This window comes from Acinetobacter sp. AOR18_HL, from assembly GCF_027855145.1.
Lineage (GTDB): Bacteria > Pseudomonadota > Gammaproteobacteria > Pseudomonadales > Moraxellaceae > Acinetobacter > Acinetobacter pittii.
Genome location: NZ_JAKTIG010000058.1, coordinates 17,118 through 32,663 on the forward strand (window position 1 = coordinate 17,118; position 15,546 = coordinate 32,663).

17 protein-coding genes are annotated in these 15,546 nt (G+C 38.6%); 9 read left to right on the forward strand and 8 right to left on the reverse strand.

Features of this window, described 5'->3' with window-relative positions:
- Positions 1–67: 67 nt before the first annotated feature.
- The 5 genes from MKL51_RS14100 to sdhC all read right to left on the reverse strand — a co-directional run bounded on the left by MKL51_RS14100 (position 68) and on the right by sdhC (position 3,819).
- Positions 68–196 carry a hypothetical protein gene (locus MKL51_RS14100; protein WP_002116082.1) on the reverse strand — a complete coding sequence of 43 codons (129 nt, stop codon included), beginning with the start codon at positions 194–196 and terminating at the stop codon, positions 68–70.
- Positions 197–479: 283 nt separating this feature from the next.
- The gene (locus MKL51_RS14105) at positions 480–1,190 is read right to left on the reverse strand and encodes a succinate dehydrogenase iron-sulfur subunit (RefSeq protein WP_002116292.1); all 711 of its coding nucleotides are present in this window, start codon (positions 1,188–1,190) and stop codon (positions 480–482) included.
- A gap of 14 nt (positions 1,191–1,204) precedes the next feature.
- On the reverse strand, positions 1,205–3,040 hold the full coding sequence (gene sdhA, locus MKL51_RS14110; protein WP_002116225.1) for a succinate dehydrogenase flavoprotein subunit: 1,836 nt from the start codon (positions 3,038–3,040) through the stop codon (positions 1,205–1,207).
- Between the two features lie 12 nt (positions 3,041–3,052).
- Entirely contained in the window at positions 3,053–3,418 is a 366-nt protein-coding gene (gene sdhD / locus MKL51_RS14115) for a succinate dehydrogenase, hydrophobic membrane anchor protein (protein WP_000833672.1), read from the reverse strand.
- Positions 3,418–3,819, reverse strand: coding sequence for a succinate dehydrogenase, cytochrome b556 subunit (gene sdhC, locus MKL51_RS14120; RefSeq protein ID WP_075384165.1), 402 nt, complete (start codon positions 3,817–3,819; stop codon positions 3,418–3,420). The genes sdhD and sdhC overlap by 1 nt, the downstream gene beginning before the upstream one ends.
- A gap of 474 nt (positions 3,820–4,293) precedes the next feature.
- On the opposite strand from sdhC, the gene MKL51_RS14125 reads away from it, so the two are divergent.
- Positions 4,294–4,419 carry a hypothetical protein gene (locus MKL51_RS14125; RefSeq protein ID WP_017400187.1) on the forward strand — a complete coding sequence of 42 codons (126 nt, stop codon included), beginning with the start codon at positions 4,294–4,296 and terminating at the stop codon, positions 4,417–4,419.
- Between the two features lie 343 nt (positions 4,420–4,762).
- Positions 4,763–6,037, forward strand: a complete 1,275-nt coding sequence (gltA, locus tag MKL51_RS14130) for a citrate synthase (RefSeq protein ID WP_002116327.1) — start codon at positions 4,763–4,765, stop codon at positions 6,035–6,037.
- Positions 6,038–6,110: 73 nt separating this feature from the next.
- Here gltA and MKL51_RS14135 read toward each other — a convergent pair whose 3' ends face one another.
- On the reverse strand, positions 6,111–6,596 hold the full coding sequence (locus MKL51_RS14135) for a DUF1289 domain-containing protein (protein WP_005064555.1): 486 nt from the start codon (positions 6,594–6,596) through the stop codon (positions 6,111–6,113).
- Positions 6,597–6,707: 111 nt separating this feature from the next.
- On the opposite strand from MKL51_RS14135, the gene trhO reads away from it, so the two are divergent.
- Complete coding sequence (gene trhO, locus MKL51_RS14140; RefSeq protein ID WP_216967839.1) at positions 6,708–7,640, forward strand: oxygen-dependent tRNA uridine(34) hydroxylase TrhO; 933 nt, start codon at positions 6,708–6,710, stop codon at positions 7,638–7,640.
- Between the two features lie 123 nt (positions 7,641–7,763).
- On the opposite strand, the gene MKL51_RS14145 is transcribed toward trhO, so the two are convergent.
- A complete protein-coding gene (locus tag MKL51_RS14145; protein WP_002116105.1) occupies positions 7,764–8,288 on the reverse strand; it encodes a YecA/YgfB family protein in 525 nt (174 codons plus the stop codon).
- Between the two features lie 74 nt (positions 8,289–8,362).
- Positions 8,363–8,569 (reverse strand): PA3496 family putative envelope integrity protein, encoded by a 207-nt coding sequence (locus tag MKL51_RS14150; protein WP_002116495.1) that lies wholly within the window; start codon positions 8,567–8,569, stop codon positions 8,363–8,365.
- 358 nt (positions 8,570–8,927) lie between these two features.
- Between MKL51_RS14150 and rpoD the strand changes: the two genes are divergently transcribed.
- From rpoD to MKL51_RS14180, 6 genes are all read left to right on the forward strand, one after another.
- Positions 8,928–10,814: an RNA polymerase sigma factor RpoD gene (gene rpoD / locus MKL51_RS14155; RefSeq protein ID WP_002116414.1), complete on the forward strand. Its 1,887-nt coding sequence runs from the start codon at positions 8,928–8,930 to the stop codon at positions 10,812–10,814.
- Positions 10,815–10,911: 97 nt separating this feature from the next.
- On the forward strand, positions 10,912–11,199 hold the full coding sequence (locus MKL51_RS14160; RefSeq protein WP_002116017.1) for a YbeD family protein: 288 nt from the start codon (positions 10,912–10,914) through the stop codon (positions 11,197–11,199).
- Between the two features lie 203 nt (positions 11,200–11,402).
- On the forward strand, positions 11,403–12,056 hold the full coding sequence (lipB, locus tag MKL51_RS14165; protein WP_005064548.1) for a lipoyl(octanoyl) transferase LipB: 654 nt from the start codon (positions 11,403–11,405) through the stop codon (positions 12,054–12,056).
- Positions 12,057–12,137: 81 nt separating this feature from the next.
- Positions 12,138–12,671 (forward strand): hypothetical protein, encoded by a 534-nt coding sequence (locus MKL51_RS14170; RefSeq protein ID WP_005072911.1) that lies wholly within the window; start codon positions 12,138–12,140, stop codon positions 12,669–12,671.
- A gap of 1 nt (position 12,672) precedes the next feature.
- Complete coding sequence (locus MKL51_RS14175) at positions 12,673–13,857, forward strand: iron-containing alcohol dehydrogenase (RefSeq protein WP_002116403.1); 1,185 nt, start codon at positions 12,673–12,675, stop codon at positions 13,855–13,857.
- A gap of 250 nt (positions 13,858–14,107) precedes the next feature.
- Positions 14,108–15,511, forward strand: a complete 1,404-nt coding sequence (locus tag MKL51_RS14180) for an APC family permease (RefSeq protein ID WP_005064540.1) — start codon at positions 14,108–14,110, stop codon at positions 15,509–15,511.
- Positions 15,512–15,546 lie beyond the last annotated feature (35 nt).

The window sequence follows — 15,546 nt, forward strand, 5'->3', positions numbered from 1 at the left end:
TACTTACCCAACAGGTCTCTAAGACCATGGGGCGTCATACTACCTAGAGAGAAAACTCCATAGGTAATTAATGAATCACAACGCCCTCAATGGCATCATCACTCACCTTATACTCGATTAAAACCGAGCAATTTTTTGCAAATCTTTTTAGAAAAATTAACTTTAAAATTAACTTTTCTAAAATGACTTTAACCATAAAAATTAAGCACAGATCTAAGATCGTGCTACTTAAATTAATTTCACTAGTATACGCTTTTTTCACCTATAACTTTGTGGCAAATCGTATCATGTTCTTAAACAACGATTGATTTTTTTGACACATACCACCTATAAATTGGCGAAATACATAAGCGATTTTATCTTTTAATATATGGTGCAATATATAAAATCCTCGCTCTTTTCGACCAAAGTCTAAAGTTTACATTATAAAATTAAAAAAAAACGCACATCAAGGATGCGCGTTTTCTATTTGTGCAGAATTAACCCGCTTGATCTAATAGCATGTTACGGATGTGACCGATTGCTTTAGTAGGGTTTAGACCTTTAGGACATACTGACACACAGTTCATAATACCTTTACAACGGAACAAACTGAATGGATCGTCAAGACGAGCCAAACGGTCTGCAGTAGCAGTATCACGAGAGTCGATGATAAAACGGTATGCATTTAACAATGCTGAAGGACCCAAGAATTTATCAGGGTTCCACCAGAATGATGGGCATGAAGTTGAACAACACGCACAAAGAATACATTCATACAAACCATTTAAGTGTTCACGCTCTTCAGGAGACTGTAAACGCTCTTTAGGTGGAGCTGGTTGGTTATTGATCAAGAATGGCTGAATTTTGTCATATTGATCATAGAATTGGTTCATATCAACAACCAAATCTTTAACAACCGGCAAACCTGGTAATGGACGAATTACAATTTTCTCAGGCAGGTCATTTAAATTCCATAAACAAGCCAAACCATTTTTACCATTAATGTTTACACCATCCGAACCACAAATACCTTCACGGCATGAACGACGGAACGTTAATGATTCATCTTGAACCTTCAAAGCAAGTAATGCATCAAGCAACATACGGTGCTTATCAGTCAATTCAAGCTTGAAAGTTTGCATGTACGGCGCTTTATCCTTATCAGGATCATAGCGGTAGATTTCGAATGTACGAGTACCTCTACTCATCTTTATACTCCCGATTAGAATGTACGTGGTGCTGGTGGAATTGCATCAACAGTCAACGGTTTGAAGCGCACAGGCTTATATTCCAAACGATTGTCTGATGAATACCATAAAGTATGCTTCATCCACTCATCATCACGGCGACCGTATGAATAAGTTGGGTGATCAGCTGGCAATTCATAGTCAACTACAGTATGCGCACCACGACACTCTTTACGCGCAGCAGCTGAAATTAATGTAGCTTTTGCAACTTCATATAAGTTTTCAACTTCAAGCGCTTCAACACGTGCAGTGTTAAATACTTTAGATTTATCTTTCAAATGAATGTTGCGCACACGTGGCTCAAGAGCAAGAATCTCTTTAACACCTTTATCAAGCAAAGCTTGAGTACGGAATACACCAGCGTGGTCTTGAACGATATCACGAATCGCATCAGCAACTTCTTGTGCATTTTCGCCAGAAGTTGATTCATCCAATTTACGTACGCGATCTAAAGTTTGCTCTAATACGTTTGTTGGAAGTGGTGCATATTCATCACCATGATGCTTAGTTACGTAGTCGATAATGTGCTCACCAGCAGCTTTACCAAATACAACCAAGTCAAGAAGTGAGTTAGTACCTAAACGGTTTGCACCATGTACTGATACACAAGAACATTCACCAATTGCATAGAAACCTTTTACAGGTTTAGTGTAATTGTCTGTACCTGCTTCAGGTAAGCACACTTGACCATGCATATTTGTAGGAATACCACCCATTTGATAATGGATTGTTGGTACTACAGGAATTGGTTCTTTAGTAATGTCAACGTTCGCGAATTTTTTACCAATCTCAAATACAGATGGTAAACGCTTCATGATTGTGTCAGCGCCCAAGTGAGTCATATCTAGTAAGATATAATCACCTTTTGGACCACAACCACGACCCTCTTTAATTTCTTGGTCCATAGAACGTGATACGAAGTCACGTGGAGCCAAGTCTTTTAAAGTTGGTGCGTAACGTTCCATGAACGGTTCGCCGTCTTTGTTACGAAGGATTGCACCTTCACCACGACAACCTTCAGTTAACAATACGCCTGCGCCCGCAACACCCGTAGGGTGGAATTGCCAGAATTCCATATCTTGTAATGGAATACCAGCACGAGCAGCCATACCAAGACCGTCACCAGTATTGATATAAGCATTTGTTGATGCACGGTAAACACGACCAGCACCACCGGTCGCAAATAATGTCGCTTTTGCTTGGAATACTGCGATATTACCAGTTTCTTGGTCAATAGCTGTTACACCAAGAACATCACCTGCTTCGTTACGGATCAAATCAAGCGCGATCCATTCAACGAAGAACTGAGTACCCATTTTCACGTTGCTTTGATAAAGCGTGTGTAATAATGCGTGACCAGTACGGTCAGCAGCAGCACAAGCACGTGGAACTGGTTTATCACCATAGTTCGCAGAGTGGCCACCGAACGGACGCTGGTAAATTGTACCATCAGCGTTACGGTCAAACGGCATACCCATGTGTTCAAGTTCATACACAACTTTTGGTGCTTCACGACACATAAATTCAATTGCGTCTTGGTCACCTAACCAGTCAGAACCTTTTACCGTATCGTAAAAGTGGAAATGCCAGTTATCTTCTTGCATGTTACCTAACGACGCACCGATACCGCCCTGAGCAGCAACTGTATGTGAACGTGTTGGGAAAACTTTAGTAAGTACTGCAACTTTCAAACCTGCTTGAGCAAGTTGGTAAGAAGCACGCATACCAGAACCACCACCACCAACGATAACTGCATCGAAAGTGAGGTTTTGAATATTTGAATAATCTTCTTTAGGGGTTATCGCGCCCATGATATCTTCCTATCAATTCGCCCAGAAAATCTGGATACCCCAGATTGCGTACACAAACACTGCAATAATGACAGCCGTCGTCAGTACAAGGCGTAAACCTTTCGCTGAAGGACCCATTTGACGAGTAGTGACATAGTCAGTGAAAACTTGCCACATACCAATCCATGCGTGTGCGATAAGCGATAAAATTGCCAATAAAGAAAAAATCTTCATTGGTAATGTCATCATGAAGCCAGCCCACTGTTGATAGTCAAATCCACCTTTGCAGAGAATCCAACCAAAAAGAACAACAGTATAAGCTGCTAATACAACCGCACTTACACGCTGGATAAACCAATCACGAGAACCTGAACCAGTTAAACCTGTAGCACTTTTCATTAGAACATAATCCATACAAAGGCTGCGATAATGGCTACCACAGATAAGATCAATGAAATTGTCGCTGCAATACGACCACTTTGCAGTTCTTCAGCAAAACCTAAATCTGCAAGTAAGTGCTTAACTCCAGCAATAAAGTGGAATATCAAGCCGGCTGCAAATACCCAAACAACGAAACGTACAAGGATATTTCCAAAAACGACATTTTTAACGTAGTCAAATCCTTCTGGTGAAGATAATGATTTATCTAGAATCCATAAGAGAACTGGTACTAATAAGAAAACGATGACACCTGATAAACGGTGTAAAATTGATGCAATAGCCACGGGTGAGCGTAAATTTACCGCTAACACCTGACCCATGGACAAATTGACAGGTCTGTTGCTTTTCACAGCGGGCATCCTGTAGGTAGAAACTCCGACCGGAGTTTGTTGAATTAATTCCAAGGAAAGCTGGCATTGTTAGGCAAGCACAGCTCATGCCTAACCTATAAACGACACTGAATTATAAAACGCGAAGTATCAAAATACAAACAATCCACTTTGCCATTTCAGCAAAAAACCATTAAATAAGAATCATTCAAAACAATATTACATTATTAGGTCAATAAAAAAACTATACCTATACACACCATGTCCTTGTTTAAAATAACTTTTTATTTAATTTCATTTTTTCTGAAATTTCTTTTAAATAAGCCGATTTTAGACTAAAGATAAAGTTATAAATTCCTCATATCAATAGAAAAATGATCGCAATACCCTCCTATTTTCAATGTGAGCCATATTTTAAATAAGTGAAGAGACTTATATTTCACATAGATATTAAGCGATCTACACTAATTTTTCGAAAGTGAATTTCATTAAAAAACAGTTCTTATGATTTTAAACTCGTCTGATAAGCTATTTTTTATACAATTAAACTTAAAAAAAGAACAATATTCTTTGTTACAACTAAATAAAAATACAATTTTTTTTGAGTATAAATTTGAAATTACACCATGAGTTTTATGATTTTTTTAAGCAGATTGGCATTTTCTACCGCCTTATTATTCTAAATTGCAATTTATAAATTTGCTTACAATTGTACTCATCCTTCATTTTTTTTCTGCACGTTCTTGTTGAATTGACTTATTATACCATCCCGATGCAGTGATTTTACTGACTTTTTTGCTCGGGTCTTGATGACTAACTCTCTGTGGGAACGTCATTTTTTATCCATAAGTATAATTGACAAAATTTCAGTACTCACTAATCTTATAGCAAATTTTGACACCGTCTGATTCGCACATGAGAACATTAGGATTTCGAGTCAGATCAACATTCACCAGGACAGGAGATCTATTGAATGTCTGAAGCAAATGGCAAAAAAGCCGTATTACATCTTGATGGCAAAGAAATTGGTTTACCAATCTACAGTGGCACTTTAGGTCCAGATGTAATTGATGTCAGCAGCATACTGAAAGAAGGTCATTTTACTTTCGATCCTGGTTTTATGGCGACAGCCGCATGCGAATCTAAAATTACTTTCATTGATGGTGACAAAGGTATTTTATTACACCGCGGTTACCCAATTGACCAGTTAGCAACTCAAGCAGACTATCTTGAAACTTGTTATTTATTATTAAATGGCGAGCTCCCAACTGCTGAGCAAAAAGTTGAGTTTGATACGAAAGTTCGTGCTCACACTATGGTTCATGATCAAGTTAGCCGTTTCTTCAATGGTTTCCGTCGTGACGCTCACCCAATGGCAATCATGGTTGGTGTTGTAGGTGCATTATCTGCGTTCTATCATAACAACCTAGATATTGAAGACATCAATCACCGTGAAATCACTGCAATTCGCTTAATTGCAAAAATTCCAACGCTTGCTGCTTGGAGTTACAAATATACAGTAGGTCAACCATTCATCTATCCACGTAACGATTTAAGTTATGCGGAAAACTTCTTGCACATGATGTTTGCTACTCCTGCTGACCGAGATTACAAGGTTAATCCTGTTCTTGCTCGCGCAATGGATCGTATTTTCACGCTTCATGCTGACCATGAACAAAACGCGTCTACATCTACAGTACGTCTTGCTGGCTCTACTGGTGCAAACCCGTATGCATGTATCTCTGCTGGTATCTCTGCACTTTGGGGCCCTGCTCACGGTGGTGCAAACGAAGCAGTTCTTAAGATGCTTGATGAAATCGGTAGCGTTGAAAACGTTGCAGAGTTCATGGAAAAAGTTAAACGCAAAGAAGTTAAGCTTATGGGCTTCGGTCACCGCGTTTACAAAAACTTCGACCCACGTGCTAAAGTAATGAAGCAAACTTGTGACGAAGTTCTTGAAGCTTTAGGTATCAACGATCCTCAATTAGCACTTGCTATGGAACTTGAGCGTATCGCATTGAACGACCCGTACTTCGTTGAGCGTAAACTTTACCCTAACGTAGACTTCTACTCAGGTATCATCCTTAAAGCGATTGGTATCCCAACAGAAATGTTTACTGTAATCTTCGCTCTTGCTCGTACAGTTGGTTGGATCAGCCACTGGTTAGAAATGCACAGCGGCCCTTACAAAATCGGTCGTCCTCGTCAGCTTTATACTGGTGAAACTCAACGCGACATCAAACGTTAATATTCGAAAGAAAATTAATAAAAAAAAGCTGCCTTCTGGCAGCTTTTTTATTTCCGTCTTTTCTACTCTAGACTTATTCTTCTTCATACATAGTTAACAAGTGATGGCTAATTCCATCTGCTCGCAACCAAGCCAACTCATAGCTCGCTTTAGCCAACGCTAAAACACGTCTTTCAAACTCAACCCATATTGTTTTGACTTGAGACTCCGAAATACCCAAACCACTCTCGTGTGCTAGATGTTTATTCTTTTCACATATTTTTAAGGCATGGTAAAGCTTACGACCCTGGCTCGCCCCTTCCATTAACCGAACACGCTTACTTAAAATAAAGCCCTCAACATGCTGTAAGTCCGCATGAGGCAGCATCGGCACTAAGATTTGATTCAATTGATCATCTAAACGCTTCCATACAGCTAAACGCTGCTCTGCCGTATAAGTGTTCCATTGAATCACCTCGTGGTTAAAACGGCGACAACCACGACAAACCTGATCACCAAAAACTGTTGAACAACGCCCTGCACATGGGGTGAGAGAGAGCGTTCGATGATCATTACTCAAAACAAACTCCTTAAATAAACCATATACTTTTTATGGTTTTCTCGCTTATTACTAATTTTCGCGCTAAAATATGCGCCTTAAATTTCTATCTTAATACATTTGGAGTTTTCCATGAACGCTACTGTAGAACAGCTTGCACCTGTAGAACAGCAAGCGACCGCAGGTTGGGTTGTTGCAGCACTATATCAATTTAAAGAAGTTCAAGATCCTGCCGATCTTCAACAACGTTTATTAGACTTAGTGAAAACAATTAACCTCTGTGGAACTCTGATTGTAGCAGGTGAAGGAATTAATGGTACTGTTGCTGGTGATCGCGTAGCAATTGATACACTACATCAGTTTTTGCTCAATGAAGGCTTTGGCGCTATGGAATACAAAGAATCCCATAGTTCTGACAAACCTTTCCGCAAAATGAAAATTAAACTTAAAGAAGAAATTGTGACTTTAGGTGTTGAGGTTAAACCTCGTGACTTAGTCGGTCACTACCTTGATCCTAAAGAGTGGAATGATTTAATCGCACGTGATGATGTAATTTTAATCGACACACGTAACGATTACGAATATAAAGCGGGTACATTTAAGGGCGCAATTGACCCTAAAACTGAAACATTCCGTGAGTTTCCAAAATACGTCAAGAAAGAATTAGAGCAACATAAAGACAAAAAAATTGCGATGTTCTGTACTGGTGGTATTCGCTGTGAAAAATCAACTTCTTTACTTCTTCAAGAAGGATTTAAAGAGGTTTACCATCTTAAAGGCGGTATCCTTAAGTACCTAGAAGAAACCCCTGCTGATGAAAGCTTATGGGAAGGTGAATGTTTCGTATTTGACGGACGCACTGCTGTAACTCATGGGGTAGAGGAAGGCGTGAATATTAAATGTCATGCTTGTGGTTGGCCTTTAACTCCTGAAGAGTCTGCTCTACCAAGTTATGAACACGGTGTTTCTTGCGTTTATTGCATCGACAAGACCACAGAAAAGCAAAAAGCTGGTTTCCGTATGCGCCAATCACAAATTGCTGCTGCAAAGCGTAAACGCCTATAAAACTATAATATAGTTTTTAAAGGGCATTTAGATTTCTAACTGCCCTTTTTTATTTATTCCACTAATTTTTTTACAATAAAAAACGCCCTAGAAAGGACGTTATTTATTATTTCTTCTAATAAATTAATTTGGCGTATGATACATCAAGTATAATTCATTCAAATTATCTGGGATTTCTTCTGCCAGTTCATCCATTAACTGTCCATTACGACGGAAAGATTCCATCTGTGGATCTTCTTCATCAATTCCACTAAATACCATCATTGGTAAAGTTAAATCAATTAATTGTTCTTCATATTCAGGTGCAAACCATGCATCTTCATTTAAGAACATCGCATCAACAAATCCAACACTCCAGTCGCCTAAGCTAGACTCAACATCCGCTTCCTCAATTTCAAACGGAAATTCAATTCCATTTTCATTTGCTAAGTCTTGTCGAATTGACTCTAACCACGCTTTGATCTGCTGAATAATTTCGGCAGGAACTTTTTTATGGTTATTATCAAACAATTCATCTAACCAACGATCGAACTGAGGGCCTACTGCAATTGCACACAGAAAACCATGAGTTGCAGCGAAATCCAGACCATACTCATTGTGGTCTCCATCTAGATATTCACTTAATTGGTCTAAATCTAACGCACTCATTGTGTTACCTGACTATAAAAAAGAAATCTACGATAGCATAGCATCTAAGCTGACGATGCCCTATTCAGATTTGATTAGTCTTCATCATCAAGATCATCATCGTCTAAATCGTAATCAAAATCTTTTAACTCACGCTCTAAACGGCGTTGAGCCAATAGATCATCAATTAATCTACGTTTTTCTAATGATTCTTTCGCAGTGATTTTGCCTGATGACTCATCAAAACCGACATCATCATCATCACCGTAGTTATCATCTAATTCAAAATCTGTAGAAGACACTAAAACTACCTCTAATGAAAAAATGTGAATGGGTCTAGCCGCTATTTATCTTGGTTATTAAATCGTGTCAAGTTTTATTTATATTTTTTTCATTAAACTGCATATTTGTACTTTTTTTCGCCCAAAAAATTGTGTATTTATAAAGCTGAACTATTTTTTTGATCAAAAAAAAATTCTATGATTTTTTCGATGATTTAAGCTTGAAAAAAATGATTTTATCCCAATATTCAAAAAACAGACGTGAATTCAAAGATATTTTTTATTTAACGGTTACTGATCAAAGCCAAAACATTTCAAGCAAATTGTGCTATCATGCACGGTTTTTCACTGCCACAGATTCAACAAAGAGTAAGCAAAGATGAGCGATATGCATTCCCCTACTTCTCAAGTAGCGGCTCTGATTAGCCGAGGCAAAGAACAAGGTTACTTAACTTACGCTGAGGTTAACGATCATCTGCCGGACTCGATTACTGAAAGCGAACAGATTGAAGACATTATTCAAATGCTTCAAGACGTTGGTATTCCTGTACACGAGCGTGCACCTGAATCTGACGATACCATGTTCGGTGAGTCGGCTGACGCAACTGATGAGGTTGCTGAAGAAGAAGCTGCTGCCGTACTTGCATCGGTTGAAAATGAGCCTGGACGTACGACAGACCCTGTACGTATGTACATGCGTGAAATGGGTACAGTTGAACTATTAACCCGTGAAGGTGAAATCAGCATTGCCAAACGTATTGAAGAAGGTATCCGTGATGTCCTTAATTCAATTGCTTACTGGCCAAATGCTGTTGAAGTTGTATTAAAAGAATATAATGATTTTTTAACTGGCGAACGCCGTCTTGCAGATATTTTATCAGGCTACCTCGATCCTGAAACCGATGAAGATATTCCAGAAGTTTTAGAAGAAGTTGAAGAACTTGAAGAAGAAGACGAATCATCTTCAAAATCAACGAAAGAAGTTAAGCTTGATGATGACGATGAAGAAGAAGAGTCTGAAGGTGATGATGACTCTGAAGGCGATTCAGGTCCAGACCCTGAGGTTGCAAAAGTTCGTTTTACTGAACTAGAAGCTGCTTGGGCTAAAACAAAAGCTGTTGTTGAAAAACATGGTCGTAACAGTCCAGAGGCTGAAGAAGCTTTAGAAGCTTTAGCTACTGTGTTCATGATGTTTAAATTTACACCACGTTTATTTGACATCATCTCTGAAATGATTCGTGGTACACATGAGCAAATTCGTGCCAATGAACGTGAAATCATGCGTTATGCAGTACGTCGTGGCCGTATGGATCGTACTCAATTCCGTACATCTTTCCCTAAACAGGAATCTAATCCAGCTTGGTTAGATGAACAAATTGCTAAAGCACCTGCTGAAATCAAGGCACATTTAGAAAAAGTTCGTCCAGATGTTTTAGCATTCCAACAAAAGATTGCAGATATTGAGAAAGAGCTTAGTTTAAGCGTTGCTGAAATTAAAGATATCTCTAAACGTATGGCGATTGGCGAAGCGAAAGCACGTCGCGCTAAGAAAGAAATGGTAGAAGCCAACCTCCGTTTGGTAATTTCAATTGCGAAGAAATATACCAACCGTGGTTTACAGTTCCTTGACTTGATTCAAGAAGGGAACATTGGTTTGATGAAAGCTGTAGACAAGTTTGAATACCGTCGTGGTTATAAATTCTCGACTTATGCAACTTGGTGGATTCGTCAGGCGATTACTCGTTCGATTGCCGATCAGGCTCGTACAATTCGTATTCCAGTACACATGATTGAAACAATTAACAAGATCAACCGTGTATCTCGTCAATTGTTACAAGAAATGGGCCGTGAACCAACACCTGAAGAATTAGGTGAACGTTTAGAAATGGATGAAGTTAAGGTTCGTAAAGTACTTAAAATTGCTAAAGAACCGATTTCGATGGAAACACCTATTGGTGATGATGAAGATTCACATCTTGGGGATTTCATTGAAGATCAAAACATCACTTCTCCAATTGATGCTGCGACTTCAGAAGGTTTAAAAGAAGCAACTCGTGAAGTATTGGAAAACTTAACTGAACGTGAAGCAAAAGTATTGAAGATGCGTTTTGGTATTGATATGCCAACCGATCACACACTTGAAGAAGTTGGCAAACAATTTGATGTAACGCGTGAACGTATCCGTCAGATTGAAGCGAAAGCATTGCGTAAATTACGCCACCCTTCTCGTTCTGAACATTTACGTTCTTTCTTGGAAAATGACTAAGTTTTGAAAGCTTGAAATTTCAAAACCAAGCCCCATTTAATAGAAAGAGCTATAAACGCCTGCGATAATGCAGGCGTTTCAAATCATGAGGTAACTTATGTTAGACCGCACTCCATCTCGCGAACTACAAGAACATCTTTGGGTATTTCCGATGGATTATCCAATTAAACTTATTGGCGATGCGGGTGAAGAATTACGTGTTGCTGTAGTCGATATTTTGGTAAAACATTTTCCAGACTTCGACCACTCAACATTAAAAGTTCAAGAATCTCGCACCGGCAAGTATCATTCTTTAACAGCACAATTGCGCTTTGAAGAATTGGAACAAGTTCATGCACTTTATGCTGACTTGGCTGCTTGTCCGCAGATTAGAACTGCGCTTTAATTTTAAGTTCTTCAATCAATACCACAGTCAGGCATTCTTACTGTGGTATTTTTTTTGGAAATTTTAAAAACTTCCTACCACGAAAAACCTTACAAATATTTAGAATTCCTTTTATAAAATCCTTTAAAATTACAAGATTTTCGGCTTTTATCTAGTAGATATTAACTGGGCGCCGCATAAACTAATTATAGGAAGAGATTGTGATGAGCCTTGATAAACCTAACTTAATCATTCGGCAATGGAACGATTTACAAGATTATCAAAGCAAGTTTGAAACCATGAAACTCTTAACAAATGAGCGAGATCAAGATACGCCTGATGAGTTATGGTTACTTCAACATCATAATGTTTTAACTCAAGGTCAAGCTGGTAAACCTGAACACATCCTAATTTCATCAGATATTCCTGTAGTGCAAACTGACCGTGGTGGACAAGTGACTTGGCATGGACCTGGTCAACTTGTTGCTTACTTCATGTTTGATCTTAATCGTCTAAAATGGAACGTACGAACATTGGTCAGTTTTGCTGAACAATTCATGATAGATGTTTTAAAAAAATACGGAATTGAAGCGTATGCTAAGCCTGATGCTCCAGGAGTATATGTCGATGGCCGTAAGATTGGTTCCTTAGGTTTTAAAATTCGTCGTGGTCGTAGCTACCATGGGTTAGCGCTAAATCTGGACTGTGCCCTAGATGGGTTCCAGACGATCAATCCTTGTGGCTACGCTGGTTTAGAAATGGTGCGTATACAAGATTTGGTGACTCCTTATCCATCATTCACTCAACTTTGCCAAGACTTTATTGAGTATATTAAGAACACTGGATACTTTAATGACCCAGAAGTCAAAACTGAATAAATCGCTTTGCGATGAAATAAAAATGGATTAGAGTAATTACTCTAAATTTGCTTTTGCATAATTTTAACAAGGGATACGCGAGTGATTTCGACAAAAGCTGTAAAGCCTACTCTGCAACTTGCCTACGTTAAGCTCATGATGGATGTTGTTGGTCGTGGCTTAGTCATGGCAAGTCAAGTGGACACTGAAATACAAGAGGAAGTATCTAAATTTCCTGTTCACTTTGTACTTTCAATGAATGTTTTCCCAAATGGACCAGCATTTTTTGCTCGAGTCACAGAAGACAAACAGTTAGAGCTACTCAAAAGAGCTGAAAGAAAGCCAGACTTAACTATTACATTCAAACATGTAACTCATGCCTTTTTAGTATTTTCTTTTCAAGAAAGTACTGCCCAAGCATTTGCTAATGACCGAATGATTGCTGATGGCGATGTATCTGCTGCCATTCGCTTAGTACGCTGTCTAAATAAAATGGAATCTCTCATTTTACCTAAATTGGTTGCGTCTCTTGCAGTCAAAGAATACCCAACCGAACTCACCCTAAAAGAAAAATTCAACGAAGCTGCAAATATTTACTTAAAAGTAGCTAAGTCCTATTTCAAGCGGAGCGCATAACATGGCTAAACCATATTACGAATTCTTTTGTCCTGTAAAAGTCATTGCCGGTAATGCTGCGTTAGAACATATTCCGTTTGAACTTGCGACTTTAGGTGCAAAACGTCCGCTCATCATTACAGATAAAGGTGTGCGCGCAAATGGCCTACTCAACCCGATTGAAGCTGCGTTCAGTACGACTGATGCTGTCATTGGTCATGTGTTTGATGATGTTCCACCAGACTCAAGTTTAGAAGTCGTTCGTCTTGCCGCAGAAGCTTATCGCAAGAATAAATGCGATGCGATTATTGCTGTAGGCGGTGGTTCAGTTATCGATACTTCTAAAGCAACTAACATTTTAGTGTCTGAAGGTGGAGATGACTTACTTCAATATTCTGGTGCACACAACCTACCAAAACCATTAAAACCATTTTTCGTAATTCCGACTACATCAGGTACGGGATCTGAAGTGACTATGGTTGCCGTGGTTTCAGATACGCAAAAGAATGTTAAATTGGCATTTGCCTCTTATTACTTAATGCCACATGCAGCGATTTTAGATCCGCGCATGACACTTACATTGCCACCTCATTTAACTGCAATGACAGGTATGGATGCCTTAACACATTGTGTTGAAGCCTATACATGTATGGCTGCCAATCCACTTAGCGATGCTTATGCAAGTGCTGGAATTAAAAAGATTAGTGAAAACCTATTTAATGTCCTAGAAAACCCAAATGACTCACAAGGTCGTTTAGAACTAGCACAAGCCTCTACAATGGCAGGTATTGCATTCTCTAACTCAATGGTAGGCCTTGTACATTCTTTAGGTCATGCTTTAGGTGCTGTTGCTCACCTGCCTCACGGTTTATGTATGAATTTATTCTTACCATATGTCCTTGAATATAATAAGCAGGTAAATGGCCAGAAAATTGGTGAATTACTATTGCCATTAGCTGGTGCTGATATCTATGCACAAACTCCAGCAACTCAACGTGCAGACAGAGCGATTGCAACAATTTTAGCGATGCGTGATCGTTTATTTACCTTAACCAAGTTACCACGTACTTTACGTGAAACTGGCAAAGTAACTGAAGCACAGCTCGATGAAGTTGCAGAAAAAGCACTAAATGACGGCTCAATTATTTACAATCCTAAAGAAGCAAGCCTAAAAGATATCCGCGATATTTTACAAAAGGCATGGTAATAAGATAAGTTAAATCAAAAATCCCCCATAAGGTCCTGATTTTTATATAAAATCAGGACCTTTTTTATAGATGTGAATCTATATTCATCATTTTATTTGTAAATATGGCAAAAAATTTGCTAAAAAATCGATGAAAGTACTGACAATTTGCATCAATTTAGGATAGATTGGCGCACTTTATCTTTTTCTGTAGGGGGGATCGTTCGTCTCAAACGATCCTTAACACCAAGCTGATCCTTGATCAACGATTATGAGGATAACGCCGTTGACAACTATCTCTGGGACTCCGTCTGTAGTTAAGCTACGAAAAACGCTAGGTCTTTGGCATATTATTATTATTGGTTTAGCCTATATTCAGCCAATGACATTATTTGACACATTCGGTCTAGTTTCCGAAGAAAGTCATTACCATGTTCCAACTTCGTACATTTTTGCATTAATTGCCATTTTGCTAACATCGATTAGTTATGGACATATGATTAAGCGCTATCCATCTTCAGGTTCAGCTTATACCTATGCACAAAAATCAATTCACCCTAATGTTGGTTTTATGGTGGGTTGGTCATCTTGGTTAGATTATTTGCTTTCACCAATGGTCAATATTATTTTGGCTGGTATTTATCTTGATGCATTATTTCCTACAGTCAATCATTGGGTATGGGTAATTGTATTAACCGCTTTCATGACTGGTATTAACTTACGTGGCGCACGCTTTGTTGCTAATTTTAATAGCCTGATTGTATTTGTACAATTACTCGTGATCGGCATATTTACTTATCTAGTCTATAGCAAATTACAAATGGGCTATAATGCAGAAGGTCCAATTACAGAAGCAACCCGTTATCAGTTATGGAGCTTAGAGCCTTTCTGGAATGAGTTGACATCCGTAGGGGCATTAGTCACTGGTGCAACATTACTTTGCTTCTCGTTTACTGGATTCGACTCTTTAAGTTCTTTAGCAGAAGAAACAAAAGACACTGAGAAAACATTACCTAAAGCGATTTTCTTAACAGCACTTATCGCTGGTGTAATCTTTGTCATCAGTACTTACTTCATGCAAATTTACTTCCCACATGATCCTAAAAACTACTTTGAAGATGTTGCAGCAACACAGCCAGACATTTTATTACTTGTAGGTGGTTCATTATTTCAATCATACGTTCTTGCTTTTGCAATTATTACTGTCATGGCATCTGGTATTTCAGCTCATGCAGGTGTATCGCGCTTAATGTATGCAATGGGACGTGATGGTGTAATCAATAAAAAAATCTTTGGTCATGTTAGTCCAAAGAACTATACGCCTTCATACAATATTCTTATTGTTGGTGTTGTAGCACTAGCAGCAGGTTTCATGAGCTTAGATATTGTCATTTCAATGATTAGCTTTGGTGCGTTAACTGCATTCACATTTGTTAATTTATCAGTGATTTCACGCTATGCTTTACGTGATGGCCGCACAAAGAATTTCAAAGATATTTTTAACTTTGTAATTATTCCACTTCTTGGCTTCTTCAGTATTTTCGCTCTATGGCTTGAGATTGAAGAGACAGCCTTGAAATATGGATTATGGTGGGCAATGTTCGGTATTTTATACCTAGGTTATAAAACTAAAGGTTTTAAATATCAAGCACCTCAACATAATGAACATGAATAACCATCCCTCATAAAAAAGGCGCTTAAAGCGCCTTT

What these genes read in the sequence shown, in the direction of transcription:
- sdhD (WP_000833672.1), bottom strand. Translation starts at nt 3,418, where the DNA reads ATGAAAAGTGCTACAGGTTTAACTGGTTCAGGTTCTCGTGATTGGTTT.
- MKL51_RS14160 (WP_002116017.1), top strand. Translation starts at nt 10,912, where the DNA reads ATGTTAGACCGCACTCCATCTCGCGAACTACAAGAACATCTTTGGGTA.
- MKL51_RS14125 (WP_017400187.1), top strand. Translation starts at nt 4,294, where the DNA reads ATGATTTTAAACTCGTCTGATAAGCTATTTTTTATACAATTAAACTTA.
- trhO (WP_216967839.1), top strand. Translation starts at nt 6,708, where the DNA reads ATGAACGCTACTGTAGAACAGCTTGCACCTGTAGAACAGCAAGCGACC.
- MKL51_RS14180 (WP_005064540.1), top strand. Translation starts at nt 14,108, where the DNA reads ATGAGGATAACGCCGTTGACAACTATCTCTGGGACTCCGTCTGTAGTT.
- rpoD (WP_002116414.1), top strand. Translation starts at nt 8,928, where the DNA reads ATGAGCGATATGCATTCCCCTACTTCTCAAGTAGCGGCTCTGATTAGC.
- MKL51_RS14105 (WP_002116292.1), bottom strand. Translation starts at nt 1,190, where the DNA reads ATGAGTAGAGGTACTCGTACATTCGAAATCTACCGCTATGATCCTGAT.
- MKL51_RS14100 (WP_002116082.1), bottom strand. Translation starts at nt 196, where the DNA reads ATGGTTAAAGTCATTTTAGAAAAGTTAATTTTAAAGTTAATTTTTCTA.
- lipB (WP_005064548.1), top strand. Translation starts at nt 11,403, where the DNA reads ATGAGCCTTGATAAACCTAACTTAATCATTCGGCAATGGAACGATTTA.
- MKL51_RS14175 (WP_002116403.1), top strand. Translation starts at nt 12,673, where the DNA reads ATGGCTAAACCATATTACGAATTCTTTTGTCCTGTAAAAGTCATTGCC.
- sdhA (WP_002116225.1), bottom strand. Translation starts at nt 3,040, where the DNA reads ATGGGCGCGATAACCCCTAAAGAAGATTATTCAAATATTCAAAACCTC.
- MKL51_RS14145 (WP_002116105.1), bottom strand. Translation starts at nt 8,288, where the DNA reads ATGAGTGCGTTAGATTTAGACCAATTAAGTGAATATCTAGATGGAGAC.
- gltA (WP_002116327.1), top strand. Translation starts at nt 4,763, where the DNA reads ATGTCTGAAGCAAATGGCAAAAAAGCCGTATTACATCTTGATGGCAAA.
- sdhC (WP_075384165.1), bottom strand. Translation starts at nt 3,819, where the DNA reads ATGCCCGCTGTGAAAAGCAACAGACCTGTCAATTTGTCCATGGGTCAG.